Below are 15,467 nucleotides of genomic sequence, written 5' to 3' on the forward strand. Positions count from 1 at the left end.
AGCCGCTCTTCCCACGCCCCACCCCCTCATCCCGGCAGCGTCCGGGGCCATCCGGGATGACGGCATAGGGGGATGAACGCAACACCTCCCACTCCCTGCCGTCATCCTGACGCACGTCAGGATCTGCGGTGCACCGGCGCCGGCGGCTTGGTCCCGGATCAGGTCCGGGACGACGGGAGAGGTTTGGTTAGGGCCGCCGCGGATTATCCGATCCGCCGCACCGTCCTCACATCCCCGATCTTCGCCATGTTCCGTGCCCGGAAGGCGTCATGCGGTTCCTCGGCCACGGCCATGTGGTGGCCGTTGGCGTGGAGAATCCGGTCGCCCTCGACCAGGAAGGCCACGTGTCCCGGCCAGTAGAACAGATCCCCCGGCCGCGCCTCGTCCAGCGACGGCACAACGGTGCCGACAGAGCCCTCCTGCATGTCGCTGTCGCGCGGACAGTCGATTCCGCAAGCCGCCAGCGACAACTGCACTAGCGCCGAACAGTCGAGCCCCGTGGTCGACCGCCCGCCCCAGGCGTAGGGCGCGCCCATGAACCGGCGCGCCACCGCCACCGGGTCGCGTTCCACCTCGCCGAGCGGTGCCAGATGCATCGCCCAGAGCCAGCCGTCATCGGCCACCCGGGCCCAGTCGCCGTGCCGGTCGGTCACCGTCACCTGGCAGGTCAGATGGACCACCGCACGCGGGATCGTCTTCAGGTCCGGCGCGTCGAACAGATAGCTGCGCAGGGCGACCACCCGGTGACTCGGCGCCACTGTCTCCGCCGCGCCCAGGCATTCCTCGCGCACATAACCGACATAGCCGTCGGTCTCGTTGCGGACCCAGGCCCAACCCTGCCGGCGCTCGAACACCGCGACCCGCTCGCCATACAGCAGTTCGGAGCCCTGGCGCGCCTCCGCGAACGGCGCCTCGCGCATCGACGCGGTGCCGGTCGCAACCCGCGCCGGCTCGCCCGCCACGAACCGGGCGGCATCCACCCGGCCCTCCAGCCGCGCATCGGCCAGATCCGTGCGGTAGGCGTTGACCCGCGGGTCCAGCCGTTCGGTCTCCGCCACGCTCACGAATTCAGCTCCTTGATCGCCCGGTCGAGCCCGTCCAGGGACAGCGGGTACATCCGGTCCTCCAGCAGTTCCTTCACCATGGCGACCGACTGAGTGTACTGCCAGAACCGCTCCTGCACCGGGTTCAGCCAGACCGAGCGGTGGAAATGCTCGGTCATCCGCTTGATCCAGACCCCGCCGGGTTCCGGGTTCATGTGCTCCACGCTGCCGCCGGCCACCGCGATCTCGTAGGGGCTCATGGAGGCGTCGCCGATGAACACCGCCTTGTATTCCGGCCCGTAGGTCCGCAACACCTCGGCAGTGTCGATCCGCTCCACATGGCGGCGCCGGTTGTCCTTCCACAGCCGCTCATAGGGGCAGTTGTGGAAGTAGAAGAATTCGAGGTGCTTGAACTCGCTGCGGGCGGCGGAGAACAGCTCCTCGCAGACCTTCACATAGGGGTCCATCGAGCCGCCGACATCGAAGAACAGGATGACGTTGACCACGTTCTGCCGCTCGGCCCGCATCTGCAGGTCGAGCCAGCCGCCGTTCTTCGCGGTCTGGCGGATCGTGCCGTCCAGGTCGAGCTCGTCGGGCCGTCCCTGGCGGGCGAAGCGGCGCAGCTTGCGGAGCGCCACCTTCAGGTTGCGGGTGCCGATCTCCACGCTGTCGTCGAGATTGCGGAACTCGCGCTTGTCCCAGACCTTGACCGCGCGGAAGTTCCGGTTGCCGTCCTGGCCGATGCGCACGCCTTCCGGATTGTAGCCATAGGCGCCATAGGGCGAGGTGCCGGCCGTGCCGACCCATTTGCTGCCGCCCTGGTGCCGGCCCTTCTGTTCCTCCAGGCGCTGGCGCAGGGTCTCCATCAGTTTGTCCCAGCCGCCCATGGCCTCGATCTGGCGCTTCTCCTCGTCGGTGAGGTTCAGCTCGGCCAGCTTCTGCAGCCACTCGTCGGGGATCTCCGCCCCGAACAGCTCGTCCAGCGCCTCCATGCCCTGGAAGACATGGCCGAACACCCGGTCGAACCGGTCCAGGTGGCGTTCGTCCTTCACCAGGGTGGCGCGGGAGAGATAGTAGAAATCGTCCACCGACCCGCCGGCCACCCCGTCGCGCACCGCCCGCAGCAAGGTCAGGTACTCGGTGATCGAGACCGGCAGCTTGGCGTCGCGCAGCTCGGTGAAGAAGCGGGTGAACATGACCTCTCCCTGCCGGGCTCAGCCGCCCTTCAGCGCCTTCTCGATGAGATTCTTGTGCAGGAACAGGTCGGAGGCGACGGGCACCGCTCCGTCCTCGCCGCAGTCCCGCTTGCGCGGCCTGGCGGCTTTGGCGGCGGCTTCCATGTTGAACTCCAGGAAGCCCAGATCCTCGTCATCAGCGCCGAGCTGGACCAAGTTGTCGCGGGCGATGGAGCGGAAATACGCCTCCTCCTCCGCGTCGCCGCCGCAGACGGCGATGGAGCTGAGGATATAGCCGGCCTGCTCGGCATAATTCCGCATCGCCTCGGGGGCCGCCTCCAGCAGCTTGCCGGCGGCGGCGGGCGTGGCGGCGAGCGCCAGGGCGGCGGCCAGGATCAGGGTACGCATCAGGCCCTCCCCTCGCGCCGGGCCAGGAAGGCCAGGCGTTCGAACAGATGGACGTCCTGCTCGTTCTTCAGCAGCGCGCCGTAGAGCGGCGGGATCAGGTCCTTCTTGTCGGTGACCTTCAGCGCCTCGGGCGGAATGTCCTCGATCAGCAGCAGCTTCAGCCAGTCCAGCAGTTCCGAGGTGGACGGCTTCTTCTTCAGCCCCGGCACCTCGCGGATCTCGAAGAACGCGTTCAGCGCGGCGCGCAGCATCTCCTGCTTCAGCTTGGGGAAATGCACTTCCACGATCGCCGCCATGGTCTCCGGATCGGGGAAGCGGATGTAGTGGAAGAAGCAGCGGCGCAGGAAGGCGTCCGGCAGCTCCTTCTCGTTGTTCGAGGTGATGATGACGATCGGGCGGTGCTCCGCCTTCACCGTCTCGCCGGTCTCGTAGACATGGAACTCCATGCGGTCGAGTTCCAGCAGCAGGTCGTTCGGGAACTCGATATCCGCCTTGTCGATCTCGTCGATCAGCAGCACCGCCTGTTCCGGCGCGGTGAACGCCTCCCACAGCTTGCCGCGGCGGATGTAGTTGGAGATGTCCTGCACCCGCTCGTCGCCGAGCTGGCCGTCGCGCAGGCGGGCGACCGCGTCGTATTCGTAGAGCCCGTGTTGCGCCTTGGTGGTCGACTTCACGTGCCACTCGATCAGCGGCATGCCCAGGGCGTCGGCCACCTCGCGGGCCAGGACCGTCTTGCCGGTGCCGGGCTCGCCCTTGACCAGCAGCGGGCGGGCAAGCTGCACGGCGGCGTTCACGGCCACGCGCAGGTCGGCGGTGGCGACGTAGCTGTCGCTGCCCTCGAAGCGGGTGGCTTGCTGCATATCGTTCATCTCACCTCGCCAGTCGGCCGGAAGCCGGTGGGTTGTGCGCCTGATCGTCACGGGGATGTACCGTGGGTCGAAACTGCGACGAAACCGGGGCAGGCCCGGCTTCGTCACAGGGTCAGACCTTACGCGGCGGCGGGGGCGGAGGCCAAGGCCGCTTCGATGGCAGCCAGCGCCTTCTCGCCGGCCGTGCCGTCGGGGCCGCCGGCCTGGGCCATGTCGGGACGGCCGCCGCCGCCCTTGCCGCCCAGCGCCTCGGAGCCGGCGCGGACCAGGTCGACGGCGCTGAACCGGCCGATCAGGTCCTCGGTCACGCCGACCACCAGGGAGGCCTTGCCGTCGTCATTGCTGACCACCGCGACGACACCGGAGCCGATCTCCTGCTTCAGCCCGTCGGCCACGCCCTTCAGCTCTCGCGCGGGCACGCCGTCCAGCGACCGGCCGGCGAAGGTGATGCCGGAGACGGTCTTGGTCGCCCCGCCGCCGGACCCGCCCGAGGCCAGCTTCTTGCGGGTCTCCACCAGCTCGCGCTCGAGCCGGCGGCGCTCCTCGATCAGCGCGTGGACGCGGGCGGGCAGGTCCTCCGGCGTGGTCTTCAGCTCGGCCGAGGCCTCGGCGAGCACGGTCTCCCGCGCGTTCAGCCAATCCAGCGCGCCGATGCCGGTGACCGCCTCCACCCGGCGCACGCCGGCGGCGACCGCCCCCTCGGAGACGATCTTCACCAGGCCGATATCGCCGGTGCGGACCACATGGGTGCCGCCGCAGAGTTCCACCGACCAGGCGGACTTGCCGCCCGCCTCGATGTCGCCGCCCATGGAGACGACCCGGACCTCGTCGCCGTATTTCTCGCCGAACAGGGCCATGGCCCCTTCCGCGATGGCGGCGTCGGGAGTCATAAGGCGGGTGGTGACGGCGGAGTTCTGGCGCACCCGGCGGTTCACCTCGCCCTCGACCCAGGCCAGGTCCTCGCGCGCGATCGCCGTGGGCTGGCTGAAGTCGAAGCGCAGCCGCTCGGGTGCCACCAGCGAGCCCTTCTGGGCGACATGGTCGCCGAGCCGGCGGCGCAGCGCCTCGTGCAGCAGGTGGGTGGCGGAGTGGTTGGCCCGCAGACGGTCGCGGCGGTCGGCATCGACCAGCAGCTCGACCGGCTCGCCGACCTTCAGCTCTTCTCCCTCGAACTTTGTGACGTGAACGAAGACATCCCCTAGCTTCTTCTGGGTGTCCGTCACTGTCAGTTTGGCTCCGGAGGCAGTGCGGATAATACCGGTATCACCCATTTGGCCACCGCTCTCGCCGTAGAACGGGGTCTGGTTGACGACAACCAGGACCTCTGTGCCGGGCGAGGAAGTCCATTTCTCAACGGTATCCGTAACCTTCCCGTCGACGATCAGGGAACGGATCACGCCCTCGGCCGAGGTCGTGTCGTAGCCCAGGAATTCGGTGGCGCCGACGGCGTCGCGGACCTCGAACCAGGTGCGGTCGGTCGCCGCCTCACCCGAGCCGGACCACGACTTGCGAGCGGCGGCGCGCTGGCGCTCCATGGCGGCGTCGAAGCCGGCCTGGTCGAGTGCCCGACCCTGGCCGCGCAGGATGTCGGCGGTCAGGTCGACCGGGAAGCCGTAGGTGTCGTAGAGCTTGAAGGCAACCTCGCCGTCCAGCGCCTGGCCCGCGCCGAGCTTGCCGGTCTCGTCGGACAGGATGCGCAGACCGCGGTCCAGGGTTTCCTTGAACCGGGTCTCCTCCAGCTTCAGGGTCTCGGTCGCCAGTGCCTGGGCGCGGCCCAGCTCCGGGAAGGCCTCGCCCATCTCGCGCACCAGGGTCGGCACCAGCCGGTGCAGCAGCGGCTCGGTGCAGCCCATGATATGGGCATGGCGCATGGCCCGGCGCATGATCCGGCGCAGCACATAGCCGCGGCCTTCATTCGACGGCAGCACGCCGTCGGCGATCAGGAAGGTGCTGGCCCGCAGGTGGTCGGCGACCACCCGGTGGGAGACCTTGAACTCGCCGTCCGCCGCCACGCCGGCCGCCTCGGCCGAGGCCTCGATGATCCGGCGCATGGTGTCGATGTCGTAATTGTCGTGCTTGCCCTGCAGCACGGCGGCGATGCGCTCCAGGCCCATGCCGGTATCGATCGACGGCCGCGGCAGGTCGACCCGCTCGTCCGGCGTGACCTGCTCGTACTGCATGAACACGAGGTTCCAGATCTCGATGAACCGGTCGCCGTCCTCGTCCGGGCTGCCCGGAGGGCCGCCGGGAATGGACGGGCCGTGGTCGAAGAAGATCTCCGAGCAAGGACCGCAGGGACCGGTATCGCCCATGGCCCAGAAGTTGTCGGAGGTCGGGATCCGGATGATCCGCTCCTCCGGCAGGCCGGCGATCTTCTTCCACAGGGCGGCGGCCTCGTCGTCCTCGGCATAGACCGTGGCCAGCAGCTTGTCCTTGGGCAGGCCGAACTCGCCGGTGATCAGCGTCCAGGCGAACTCGATCGCCTCGGCCTTGAAATAGTCGCCGAAGGAGAAGTTCCCGAGCATCTCGAAGAAGGTGTGGTGGCGGGCGGTATAGCCGACATTGTCCAGGTCGTTGTGCTTGCCGCCGGCGCGCACGCATTTCTGTGAGGTGACGGCCCGGTTGTAATCGCGGGTCTCCTGGCCGGTGAAGACGTTCTTGAACTGCACCATGCCGGCGTTGGTGAACATCAACGTCGGATCGTTGCGCGGCACCAGCGGACTGGAAGCGACCTCTGCATGGCCGCGGGCCGAGAAATAGTCGAGGAAAGCGCGGCGGATGTCGTTCGTCGTGGCCATGGCCCTGTCTCCGGCGACGTGGGGTCACCGCCACGCCCCACGCGCGGCAATGTCCCCGTCAAAAGTCCCCGGTTTTATCGAGGCCACCCGGCCCTGTCCAGCGGATGGCCGCCGGACCGCTCAGGTCGCAGCCCCACAATCCGCAGCGGGAGGCCGCCGGGCGGAAGATGCTCCCGCCGTCAGGACGGAAGCGGCCGACAGGCGGCCGCTTCCCGGAGGTCGGTCAGGAGTCGTCGCCCGCGGCGTCCTCGGGCCCGCTCTCCGGGTCGCCGACCAGCATGGCCTCGGCCACCAGGCCGGCATTCTCGCGGATGCGCCGCTCGATGCCCGCGGCGATGTCCGGATTGGCCTTCAGGAACTGCTTGGCGTTCTCGCGGCCCTGGCCGATGCGCTGGCCGTCGCAGGAGAACCAGGCACCCGACTTCTCGACGATGCCGGCATTGGTGCCGAGATCGAGCAGCTCGCCCAGCTTGGACACGCCCTCGCCGTACATGATGTCGAACTCGATGACCCGGAACGGCGGGGCCAGCTTGTTCTTCACCACCTTGACCCGGGTCTGGTTGCCGACCACCTCGTCGCGGTCCTTGATCGCGCCGATGCGGCGGATGTCGAGGCGCACCGAAGCGTAGAACTTCAGCGCGTTGCCGCCGGTGGTGGTCTCCGGGTTGCCGAACATCACGCCGATCTTCTGGCGGATCTGGTTGATGAAGATCACCATGCAGCGCGACTTGGAGATCGAGCCGGTCAGCTTGCGCAGCGCCTGGCTCATCAGCCGGGCCTGGAGGCCGACATGGGTGTCGCCCATCTCGCCCTCAAGCTCGGCCCGGGGCACCAGGGCGGCGACGGAGTCGACCACCAGCACGTCGATCGCGCCGGAGCGCACCAGCGTGTCGGCGATCTCCAGCGCCTGCTCGCCGGCATCCGGCTGGGAGATCAGCAGCTCGTCCACGTCCACGCCCAGCTTGCGGGCATAGACCGGGTCCAGCGCATGCTCCGCATCGACGAAGGCGCAGGTGCCGCCGGTCTTCTGGGCCTCGGCGACCACATGCAGCGCCAGCGTCGTCTTGCCCGAGCTTTCCGGACCGTAGATCTCCACGATGCGGCCGCGCGGCAGGCCGCCGATGCCGAGGCCGATATCCAGCCCGAGCGAGCCGGTCGACACCGCCTCGATCTCGATCCCGGTCTCGCGCTGGCCGAGCTTCATGACCGAGCCCTTGCCGAACGCCCGCTCGATCTGACCGAGGGCGGCTTCCAACGCTTTCGACTTGTCCATGCCGTCCTTCTCAACAAGCTTGAGTGCAGCGCTCATATCCGCCTCCTTCTATCGTGCGCGTCGGGTGCGGGGCAACGGGCGTGGCGCCGTTGAGAGTTCCGTCGGGGCCGATGCGGGGTGAAAGATCACTGAGGAGGGATTGTACTCACTTTGTTCTCATTCACAAGTGAATTTTCTTCTTTTGTTCTCATCCAGATCTAGCGTTTCCGCCGGATCGGGCCCTCAAGATCCGGGATCGACCGGCTGCGAGGCGTATTTCACCGCCTGGGCGAGCTGCTTCAGGGAGAACGGCTTCGGCAGGAACGCCACCGATTCGGCATCGGCGATCCGCTGGCGCAGCGCGTCCTCCGAGTAACCGGAGATGCAGACCACCGGCAGGCTCGGCCGGTCCTTGCGCACCTCGCGGATCAGGGTCGGCCCGTCGATCCCCGGCATCATGACGTCGGTGACCATCAGGTCGACCTGCGGGTTCTCGCCGTTCAGCAGGTCGAGGGCCGCCTCGCCCGAGCGCGCCTCCAGCACCGTGTAGCCCTTGCCGCGCAGGGCCCGGGCGGCGAACAGGCGCACCGGATCCTCGTCCTCGACCAGCAGCACGGTGCCGGTGCCCGACAGGTCGGTGTCGAGCCGCCGCGGCCCGTCGGCGGCGCTGGTCTCCATCGCGCCGGTCCAGGCCGGCAGGTAGATCGAGAAGGTGGTACCGACGCCGAGCGTGCTGTCGACGAACATGTAGCCGCCGAACTGCTTGATGATGCCGAAAGCGGTCGACAGCCCGAGTCCGGTGCCCTGGCCCAGGTCCTTGGTGGTGAAGAACGGCTCGAAGATCCGCTTCTGAACCTCCGGCGGCATGCCGGTGCCGGTGTCGATCACCTCGATCATCACATATTCGCCCGGCGGCATCACCTCGTCGCCCTGGCGCAGCGGCCGAACGGTCTCGGTCAGGCCGGTCCGCATGGCGATCCGGCCGCCGCCCGGCATGGCGTCGCGGGCATTGACCACCAGGTTGATGATCACCTGCTCGAGCTGGCCCGGGTCCACCCGCACCGGGCGCAGGTCGCGGCCATGCTCCAGTTCCAGGGCCACCGTCTCGCCGATCAGCCGGCGCAACAGGTGCGACAGGTCCGACAGGATCTCGGTCAGGTCGACCACCCGGGGGATCAGGGTCTGCTGGCGCGAGAAGGCCAGGAGCTGGCGCACCAGGTTGGCCGCCCGGTTGGCGTTCTGCTTGATCTGCATGACGTCGGCGAAGGACTGGTCGCCGGCCCGGTGGCGCTGCAGCAGCAGGTCGCAATAGCCGGTCATCGCCGTCAACAGGTTGTTGAAGTCATGGGCAACGCCGCCGGCGAGCTGGCCGACCGCCTGCATCTTCTGCGACTGGGCGAACTGCATCTCCAGGGAGCGCTGTTCGCTGACGTCGATCAGGTAGATCACCCGCTGGGTGGGATTGCCCCGCGGCCGCCGCACGAACATGGAGGCGACCCGTTCGTGGTCGCCGGAGCCGACATTGACGTCGATCGGGATGGTCCGCTCGCCGCTCAGATCGGCATCGGCGATGACCTGGCGCACCCGGTCGCGCTCGTGCTCGGCGACCAGCGGCAGGAACTCCAGGCCGAGCATGGCGTTGCGGCCGCCGGGCCCGAGCCAGTCCGACAGGAAGCGGTTGTGGCCGACGATCCGGCCCTGGTCGTCCATGCGCAGCGCGCCGATCGGCGCGTATTCCAGGGCGTCGATCACCAGCTCGAGCACGGTCTCCTGGGCGACCGGCGGTGGCTTGCGCGGGGCCGACAGGTCGGCCCGCAGCACGCCGTCGGCGAGCGCCACGAGGCTGACCGACACGGCACGGCCCTCGTGGTCGAAGGTGTCCGTGGTCTCGCTGTCGGCCGGATCGCGCTTGAGCACCATGAGCCGCAGGCGGGCGACGGCCTTGCCCTCCCCCGCCGCGGCACCGTCGCCCAGGATCGCGGCCGCGCCGGCATCGGCGTCCAGGAAGCGGCCATCCGTCCCCAGCCGCACGCAGCCGCGCTCCACCGCCTCCCCGGCGACCTCCTCGCCCCCCGCGCCGCCGTCGCCGCTGTCCCGGGTCGCAGCGCCGCCGGTCAAGGCGCGCCAGATGGCCGATCCCGTCAATCCCGCGCCTGAAAACAGTGTCCCCTCCGCCGCATGCCGCGCCCCTCCGACCGGTGTCGATCCGCCATTCGCCCCGTTCAGGCGCTCATCCGTTTGCCCTTCAGGCGGTAGACGTAGGAGATGATCTGCGCCACCGCCTGATAGTGCTCCTCCGGGATCTGCTGGTCCAGGTCGACGCCGCCGAACAGCGCCCGGGCCAGCGGCGGGTTCTCCACGATCGGCACGCCGTTCGCCTCGGCCACCTCGCGAATCCGGAACGCCACGTTGTCCACCCCCTTGGCGACCACGGTCGGGGCCGCCATGACCGCGGTGTCGTATTTCAGGGCGACGGCGAAATGGGTCGGGTTGGTCACGACCACGTCGGCCTGGGGAACGGCGGCCATCATGCGCTGGCGCGCCCGCTCGTGGCGGATCTGGCGCAGCCGCGCCTTGACGTGGGGGTCGCCTTCCGACTGCTTGTGCTCGTCGCGGATCTCCTGGCGGCTCATCTTGAGCTGCTTGATGTGCTCGTATTTCTGGTAGATGTAGTCGGCCACGGCGATGACGACCATCACCGCGGCGACCCCGAACAGCAGGCGCATCACCAGGGTCTGGATCTCCTCCAGGAGCTGGCGCACGTCCATCTGGACGATGGTCTCGAGCCGGTCGAGCTCCGGTAGCACCAGGATCAGGGCCACGGTCCCGACGACGCCCATCTTGGCGATGCCCTTGAGGAACTCGACGATCGACCGCAGCGAGAACAGCCGGCTGAAACCCTTGATCGGCGAGATCTTGTCGAACTTCGGCGTGATCGGCTCGGCGGTGAACAGGATGCCCGACTGGCCCAGGCTCGCGGCCAGGGCGAGCACCATGAACACGGCGAAGACCGGCGACAGGGCGATGAGCACCGAAGTGAAGAGGTCGAACAGGATGTCGCCGGAACTACCCTGGTCGATCGGCATGGTGCCGGCCTTCTCGACGATGCCGGCCAGCGGGCTGTAGACCCGCAAGGCGACGAACGGACCGAAGATGCCGATGACCAGCGTCGCCCCCAGCAGCACGGCGAAGCTGTTGACCTCCTTGCTGGTGGCGATCTGGCCCTTGTTGCGGGCTTCCGACAGCTTCTTCGGGGTCGGCTCTTCCGTCTTTTCGGATTGATCCTGGTCCGACATGGATGCGCCGTCGCCTTGTCGCGGTTGGAGCGCGATCGCTTCGGTCGGAAACGATCAGGCTCGGAACTGTCAAGCACAGGGCAAAGTTACATGCTCGGAGCCGCCCTGCGGCTGTGCCTAGCCCTAGCCGGGAACGAGATAAGAGGCGATCCCATCCTCATAGTAGCTCAGAAACACCTCAACCATCGTGCCCAGAATGGCGATGATGATCGTGAAGCCCATGAGGATCTGGATCGGCAGACCGATGAAGAAGATCTGCAGCTGCGGCATCAGCCGGGAGACCACGCCCAGGGTCACGAAGAAGATCAGGGAGAACAGGATGAAGGGTGCCGAGAGCTGCACCGCCATCTCGAAGGAGTCCGCCACCACCCTGGTATAGGCGAGCGAGATGTCGTCGATCGGCAGCGGCGCGCCGGGCGGAAACAGGGTGTAGCTGTCGATCAGCGCCAGGATCAGCATGTGGTGCAGGTCGGCCGCCATCACCACCATGATCGCCAGGGTGCTGAGCAGCAGGCTGATGGACGTGCCCTGGCCCTCGACGGACGGGTTGAAGACCTGGGCGTTCGACAGACCGGTGGCGAACGAGATGATCATGCCGGCCGAGGTCATCGTCAGCAGCAGGGTGCGCCCCACCAGCCCGAAGAAGGTGCCGATCATGAACTCGATGAACACGATCAAAAAGAGTTCGGGCAGCGTGGGCGGGGCGGCCGGCAGATAGGTCATCACCACCGGCGACACCACCAGCGCCATCATCAGCAGGAACATCATGCGGATGCGCGTGGACACGAAGGACTCGCCGATGCCCGGCAGCAGGAACACGAGCGCCCCCAGCCGGGCGATGACCAGCATCAGCGCATAGGCCTGGACCGGGAGGTATTCCTGCAGCGGCACCGGCCGCCCTCCTATGAGAGCCCGATGATCTTGTCGGCCAGGCCGTCGAAGAAAGTGGTGATCGTGGCCAGCATGAACGGCAGCAGCAGCAGCAGGGAGGCGAAGACCACCAGGATCTTCGGCACGAAGACCAGGGTCATCTCCTGGAGCTGGGTCAGCGCCTGGAACAGGGCGATGGTCAGACCGACCGCCAGCGCGATCAGCATGACCGGCAGGGACATGGTCAGCAGCACCAGGACCGCCTCGCGGGAGACGTCGATCGCGTCGGCCTCGGTCATTTCCTTCCCCCCAACGCCGAATGCCCGGCAAATCCTGCCGGGTCGCTTTCTGCCGCCCTGTCGCTCCGGATGGCCGCGCAAGCCGCGGCGGCCACCTCAGATCGGCATGCGGATGATCTCCTGATAGGCTGAGACAAGCTTGTCCCTCAGAGCGGTCACGGTCTGGAGGGTCAGTTCCGCATCGTTCACGGCGGCCACGACTTCGGTCAGGTCCGCCGTGCCGGCGATCCCCGCCTTCGACAGGGTCTCACCCTTGTACATCGTGTCGATCGAGGTCTCGGCCGCGTCCTGGACGAAGCTGGCGAAGTCCTTGCCGGCGACAGGCTTGTCCGCGGCGCCGCCGCCCACTCCGGGAACGGGCGGCGTGATGTCTCCGATACGTGTCACCATGACGGTACCTCCATGGGTGCCATTCTACGCGATGGGTCCGTCCGGCGAAACAGCGCCGTCGGGGATTTGTCCGCGCCGGTCAGCGCAGCAGTTCGATGGTGCGCTGGATCATCGCCTTGGAGCTGTCGATCACGCTCAGGTTGGCCTCGTAGCCGCGCTGGGCCTCCTTCATGTCGGTCAGTTCGATCAGCGAGTTGACGTTCGGCTTCTTCACATAGCCGTTCTCGTCCGCCAGCGGATGGTAGGGCTCGTAGGCGAGGTCGAAATCGCTCATGTCGCGGCCGATCTTCTTCACCGACACCAGATCCGCGTTGAGGGTGCGGTCGAGCTGGTCCTGGAAGGTGATGGTCTTGCGGCGATAGGGGTCGTCGCCCGGCTTGTTGCCCATCGAATCGGCGTTGGCGACGTTCTCGGCCACGACCCGCAGGCGCGTGCCCTGGGCCTTCATGCCGGAAGCGGAAATCTTGATGGCGTTGATCAGTTCCATGGGTCCGTCCTCTCCGCTTACCGGCCGGTCTGACCGATGGCCGTCCGAAGCATCATCATGTTCTTGTGATAGATGTTCGAGGCGAGCTGGTAGTTCATCTGGGTGTCGGAGACCTTCATCATCTGCTCTTCGAGCGCGATGCCGTTCTCGTTCGGGTTCGTCTCGTAGACGTCGCGGGCCCGCAGTTCCTCGACCCGGATATCCGGCTTGCGCACGGTGCCCTGGAGGTGGGTGCCGCTGGTCGCCTGCATCCGGACCGGCTGGATGTCGCGCAGCTCGCGCTCGAAGCTGAGCTGCCGCAGATCCTTGGCCCGGTAGTTCGGGGTGTCGGCGTTGGCGATGTTCTGGGCGAGAACGGTCTGGCGGTCGCCCAGCCAGTCCATCTTCTGACGAGCCATCCGAAACAGGCTCATATCCGACATCTGCATCTCTCTTCCCCTTCTGAGCGATCTCGATGGATCTGCTTCTTTCGGTTCCGCGAAGAGATAAGCAAGCCGCGTGCCAGTTTTATCGCTCGGGCCGGATGCGGGAGGCCGGCGGGATCGGTATACTGACCCCATGACACGGCGATCCCCCCCATCGGCCAGTTCGCACGGCAAGGCGCCGGAGCGGCAGATCGCGATCGCGCTCAGCCACGACATCGACAGCGGCACGGCGCCGACCGTCGTGGCCAAGGGCTATGGCGAGATGGCCGAGAAGATCCTCGACCTCGCCTTCAACAACAACGTGAAGGTGCGCACGGACCCGGATCTCGCCCAGATCCTCGAGGTGGTCGAGGTCGATTGCGAGATTCCGCTGGAGGCCTTCGCTGCCGTCGCGGAGATCCTGACCTATGTCTATCGGGCGAACGATCAACTGAAGATGGGCACGCCACGCGATGACTGACGATCCGTCGGCCTCCCCCGAGCTGAAGGCGGAGATCGCCGCCGTCGCCGCCCAGATCGACGATCTGGCGGCTGGCACCGCCGACCGCGCCGAGCTGGAGCAGCGGGTCTCACGGCTCTGCGACGCGGTGCTGGCCCGCCCGGCCGCGGAGGCCAAGGCCCTGCTGCCGGTCCTGGAACAGCTCATCGCCCGGCTCGACGACGCCGCCGCCGCGATCCAGCAGCGCGGCGAGAGCGGCGATTCGGCGTCCCCCGCCCGCTCCGCCCGGGCCGCCGCCGCCGCCTATGGCGCCGGACAGAACCGCCGACGGCGTGGCTTCTGATCTCACCCCGCCGCGCCGCGGCCCTGCAGCCTTGGCACGGCCCGAGCCGCAGCCGACAATGCGCCATGGGTCTGTTCGACTACATCCGCTTCATCCTGGCCTTCGGCTTTGTTCTTGGGCTGATCGGCATATGCTATTGGCTGGTGCGGCGATACGCGGTGGAACGCTTCGGGCTGGCAATGAATGTCGGCAAGACGCCCCGCCTGCGCATCGTCGAGAACCGCGTGCTCGACGGACGGCGGCGGCTGGTTCTGGTGCGGCGTGACGATGTGGAGCATCTGTTGGTGATCGGCGGAGAAAGCGACATGGTCGTGGAGAGCGGCATCCCCGCCCCGCCCCTTCCCGCGCCGCCGCTGCCGGCGCCCCGGGGCGCCCGCGATGTCGACGGCGAGGAGACCGCGCGATGACCCGGCGTCGGCTGCTCGTCCATCTGTCGGTCCTGTCCGCCCTCGGCGGTCTGCTCTACGCCGCGCCGGCCCTCGCCCAGTCGCTGACCCTGGACGTGGGCGAGCCCGGCGGGTCCACCACCGCGCGGATCATCCAGCTCGTCGCCCTGGTCACGGTGCTGTCCCTGGCGCCGGGCATCCTGATGATGGTGACGTCCTTCACCCGCATCATCGTGGTGTTCTCGCTGCTGCGCTCGGCCCTGGGTACCCAGCAGGCGCCGCCGAACATCGTCGCCATCAGCCTGGCGCTGTTCATGACGGCCTTCATCATGGCCGACACCTTCCAGACGGCCTGGCAGAACGGCGTGCGGCCGCTGATCGAGGAGCAGATCGACGAGGAGGAGGCGTTCCGCGAGACCACCGCCCCGTTCCGGGTCTTCATGCTGGCCCAGGTGCGCGAGAAGGACCTGCAGCTCTTCGAGGACATCGCCGAGGTCGGCCCGGCCGAGACCGGGCTGAACGCGCCGCTGCAGGTGCTGGTCCCGGCCTTCATGATCAGCGAGCTGCGCCGCGCCTTCGAGATCGGCTTCCTGCTCTATCTGCCCTTCGTGATCATCGACATGGTGATCGCCTCGGTGCTGATGTCCATGGGCATGATGATGGTGCCGCCGGTGACGATCTCGCTGCCCTTCAAGCTGATCTTCTTCGTGCTGGTCGACGGCTGGTACATGGTCGCCGGCACCCTGGTCCGCAGCTTCGCGACGTAGGGACGGGTCGCCCCCCCACCAACGCCCCACCCGTCTCCCCGGCCTCGCGCCGGGGCCCAGGGCAGGTGCGGCTGCGGCTCCGAACCAGCTCGGACAAGCTCCGGCAAGCGTCCCCCTCGGTCCCGGCGCAAGGCCGGGAAGACGATTGGGGATGATGAGTATGAGGCCCGCCCGCCACCTTGCCCCTCCGCCGTTTCCCCGGCTTCGCGCCGGGGCCCAG

General features: G+C 67.7%; 17 protein-coding genes. 4 read left to right on the forward strand and 13 right to left on the reverse strand.

Annotated elements, in window-relative coordinates; translation table 11 throughout:
- Positions 1-203 precede the first annotated feature (203 nt).
- The 13 genes from ACOQOP_RS11310 to flgB all read right to left on the reverse strand — a co-directional run bounded on the left by ACOQOP_RS11310 (position 204) and on the right by flgB (position 13,285).
- Positions 204-1,064 (reverse strand): C40 family peptidase, encoded by an 861-nt coding sequence (locus tag ACOQOP_RS11310; RefSeq protein WP_420566439.1) that lies wholly within the window; start codon positions 1,062-1,064, stop codon positions 204-206.
- Positions 1,061-2,239, reverse strand: coding sequence for a vWA domain-containing protein (locus ACOQOP_RS11315; protein WP_420566440.1), 1,179 nt, complete (start codon positions 2,237-2,239; stop codon positions 1,061-1,063). The genes ACOQOP_RS11310 and ACOQOP_RS11315 overlap by 4 nt, the downstream gene beginning before the upstream one ends.
- 18 nt (positions 2,240-2,257) lie before the next feature.
- Positions 2,258-2,626, reverse strand: a complete 369-nt coding sequence (locus ACOQOP_RS11320) for a hypothetical protein (protein WP_420566441.1) — start codon at positions 2,624-2,626, stop codon at positions 2,258-2,260.
- On the reverse strand, positions 2,626-3,495 hold the full coding sequence (locus ACOQOP_RS11325) for an AAA family ATPase (protein WP_420566442.1): 870 nt from the start codon (positions 3,493-3,495) through the stop codon (positions 2,626-2,628). Before ACOQOP_RS11325 ends, ACOQOP_RS11320 begins: the two co-directional genes overlap by 1 nt.
- 119 nt (positions 3,496-3,614) lie before the next feature.
- Positions 3,615-6,293, reverse strand: a complete 2,679-nt coding sequence (gene alaS, locus ACOQOP_RS11330; RefSeq protein WP_420566443.1) for an alanine--tRNA ligase — start codon at positions 6,291-6,293, stop codon at positions 3,615-3,617.
- Between the two features lie 223 nt (positions 6,294-6,516).
- Positions 6,517-7,602: a recombinase RecA gene (gene recA, locus ACOQOP_RS11335; protein ID WP_420566444.1), complete on the reverse strand. Its 1,086-nt coding sequence runs from the start codon at positions 7,600-7,602 to the stop codon at positions 6,517-6,519.
- Between the two features lie 186 nt (positions 7,603-7,788).
- Complete coding sequence (locus tag ACOQOP_RS11340) at positions 7,789-9,690, reverse strand: response regulator (RefSeq protein ID WP_420566445.1); 1,902 nt, start codon at positions 9,688-9,690, stop codon at positions 7,789-7,791.
- 77 nt (positions 9,691-9,767) lie between these two features.
- Positions 9,768-10,841: a flagellar biosynthesis protein FlhB gene (gene flhB / locus ACOQOP_RS11345; protein WP_420566446.1), complete on the reverse strand. Its 1,074-nt coding sequence runs from the start codon at positions 10,839-10,841 to the stop codon at positions 9,768-9,770.
- Between the two features lie 123 nt (positions 10,842-10,964).
- Positions 10,965-11,732 (reverse strand): flagellar biosynthetic protein FliR, encoded by a 768-nt coding sequence (fliR, locus tag ACOQOP_RS11350; RefSeq protein WP_420566447.1) that lies wholly within the window; start codon positions 11,730-11,732, stop codon positions 10,965-10,967.
- An 11-nt stretch (positions 11,733-11,743) separates the two neighbouring features.
- Positions 11,744-12,010, reverse strand: coding sequence for a flagellar biosynthesis protein FliQ (fliQ, locus tag ACOQOP_RS11355; RefSeq protein WP_420566448.1), 267 nt, complete (start codon positions 12,008-12,010; stop codon positions 11,744-11,746).
- A gap of 96 nt (positions 12,011-12,106) precedes the next feature.
- On the reverse strand, positions 12,107-12,400 hold the full coding sequence (locus ACOQOP_RS11360; protein WP_420566449.1) for a flagellar hook-basal body complex protein FliE: 294 nt from the start codon (positions 12,398-12,400) through the stop codon (positions 12,107-12,109).
- Positions 12,401-12,479: 79 nt separating this feature from the next.
- Complete coding sequence (gene flgC, locus ACOQOP_RS11365; RefSeq protein ID WP_420566450.1) at positions 12,480-12,887, reverse strand: flagellar basal body rod protein FlgC; 408 nt, start codon at positions 12,885-12,887, stop codon at positions 12,480-12,482.
- Between the two features lie 17 nt (positions 12,888-12,904).
- A complete protein-coding gene (flgB, locus tag ACOQOP_RS11370; RefSeq protein ID WP_420566451.1) occupies positions 12,905-13,285 on the reverse strand; it encodes a flagellar basal body rod protein FlgB in 381 nt (126 codons plus the stop codon).
- A 160-nt stretch (positions 13,286-13,445) separates the two neighbouring features.
- Between flgB and ACOQOP_RS11375 the strand changes: the two genes are divergently transcribed.
- From ACOQOP_RS11375 to fliP, 4 genes are all read left to right on the forward strand, one after another.
- A complete protein-coding gene (locus tag ACOQOP_RS11375; RefSeq protein ID WP_420566452.1) occupies positions 13,446-13,772 on the forward strand; it encodes an EscU/YscU/HrcU family type III secretion system export apparatus switch protein in 327 nt (108 codons plus the stop codon).
- Positions 13,765-14,094: a hypothetical protein gene (locus ACOQOP_RS11380; RefSeq protein WP_420566453.1), complete on the forward strand. Its 330-nt coding sequence runs from the start codon at positions 13,765-13,767 to the stop codon at positions 14,092-14,094. The genes ACOQOP_RS11375 and ACOQOP_RS11380 overlap by 8 nt, the downstream gene beginning before the upstream one ends.
- A 65-nt stretch (positions 14,095-14,159) precedes the next feature.
- Positions 14,160-14,501 (forward strand): flagellar biosynthetic protein FliO, encoded by a 342-nt coding sequence (locus tag ACOQOP_RS11385; protein ID WP_420566454.1) that lies wholly within the window; start codon positions 14,160-14,162, stop codon positions 14,499-14,501.
- Entirely contained in the window at positions 14,498-15,247 is a 750-nt protein-coding gene (gene fliP, locus ACOQOP_RS11390; RefSeq protein WP_420566455.1) for a flagellar type III secretion system pore protein FliP, read from the forward strand. Before ACOQOP_RS11385 ends, fliP begins: the two co-directional genes overlap by 4 nt.
- Positions 15,248-15,467: the final 220 nt, after the last annotated feature.

The sequence above is a fragment of the Thalassobaculum sp. genome (genome assembly GCF_965223715.1).
Taxonomy (GTDB): domain Bacteria; phylum Pseudomonadota; class Alphaproteobacteria; order Thalassobaculales; family Thalassobaculaceae; genus Thalassobaculum.

Coding starts and splice junctions, on each gene's coding strand:
- ACOQOP_RS11315 (WP_420566440.1), bottom strand. CDS start 2,239: ATGTTCACCCGCTTCTTCACCGAGCTGCGCGACGCCAAGCTGCCGGTC.
- ACOQOP_RS11320 (WP_420566441.1), bottom strand. CDS start 2,626: ATGCGTACCCTGATCCTGGCCGCCGCCCTGGCGCTCGCCGCCACGCCC.
- ACOQOP_RS11325 (WP_420566442.1), bottom strand. CDS start 3,495: ATGAACGATATGCAGCAAGCCACCCGCTTCGAGGGCAGCGACAGCTAC.
- alaS (WP_420566443.1), bottom strand. CDS start 6,293: ATGGCCACGACGAACGACATCCGCCGCGCTTTCCTCGACTATTTCTCG.
- recA (WP_420566444.1), bottom strand. CDS start 7,602: ATGAGCGCTGCACTCAAGCTTGTTGAGAAGGACGGCATGGACAAGTCG.
- flhB (WP_420566446.1), bottom strand. CDS start 10,841: ATGTCGGACCAGGATCAATCCGAAAAGACGGAAGAGCCGACCCCGAAG.
- fliQ (WP_420566448.1), bottom strand. CDS start 12,010: ATGACCGAGGCCGACGCGATCGACGTCTCCCGCGAGGCGGTCCTGGTG.
- ACOQOP_RS11360 (WP_420566449.1), bottom strand. CDS start 12,400: ATGGTGACACGTATCGGAGACATCACGCCGCCCGTTCCCGGAGTGGGC.
- flgC (WP_420566450.1), bottom strand. CDS start 12,887: ATGGAACTGATCAACGCCATCAAGATTTCCGCTTCCGGCATGAAGGCC.
- flgB (WP_420566451.1), bottom strand. CDS start 13,285: ATGGCTCGTCAGAAGATGGACTGGCTGGGCGACCGCCAGACCGTTCTC.
- ACOQOP_RS11375 (WP_420566452.1), top strand. CDS start 13,446: ATGACACGGCGATCCCCCCCATCGGCCAGTTCGCACGGCAAGGCGCCG.
- ACOQOP_RS11380 (WP_420566453.1), top strand. CDS start 13,765: ATGACTGACGATCCGTCGGCCTCCCCCGAGCTGAAGGCGGAGATCGCC.
- ACOQOP_RS11385 (WP_420566454.1), top strand. CDS start 14,160: ATGGGTCTGTTCGACTACATCCGCTTCATCCTGGCCTTCGGCTTTGTT.
- fliP (WP_420566455.1), top strand. CDS start 14,498: ATGACCCGGCGTCGGCTGCTCGTCCATCTGTCGGTCCTGTCCGCCCTC.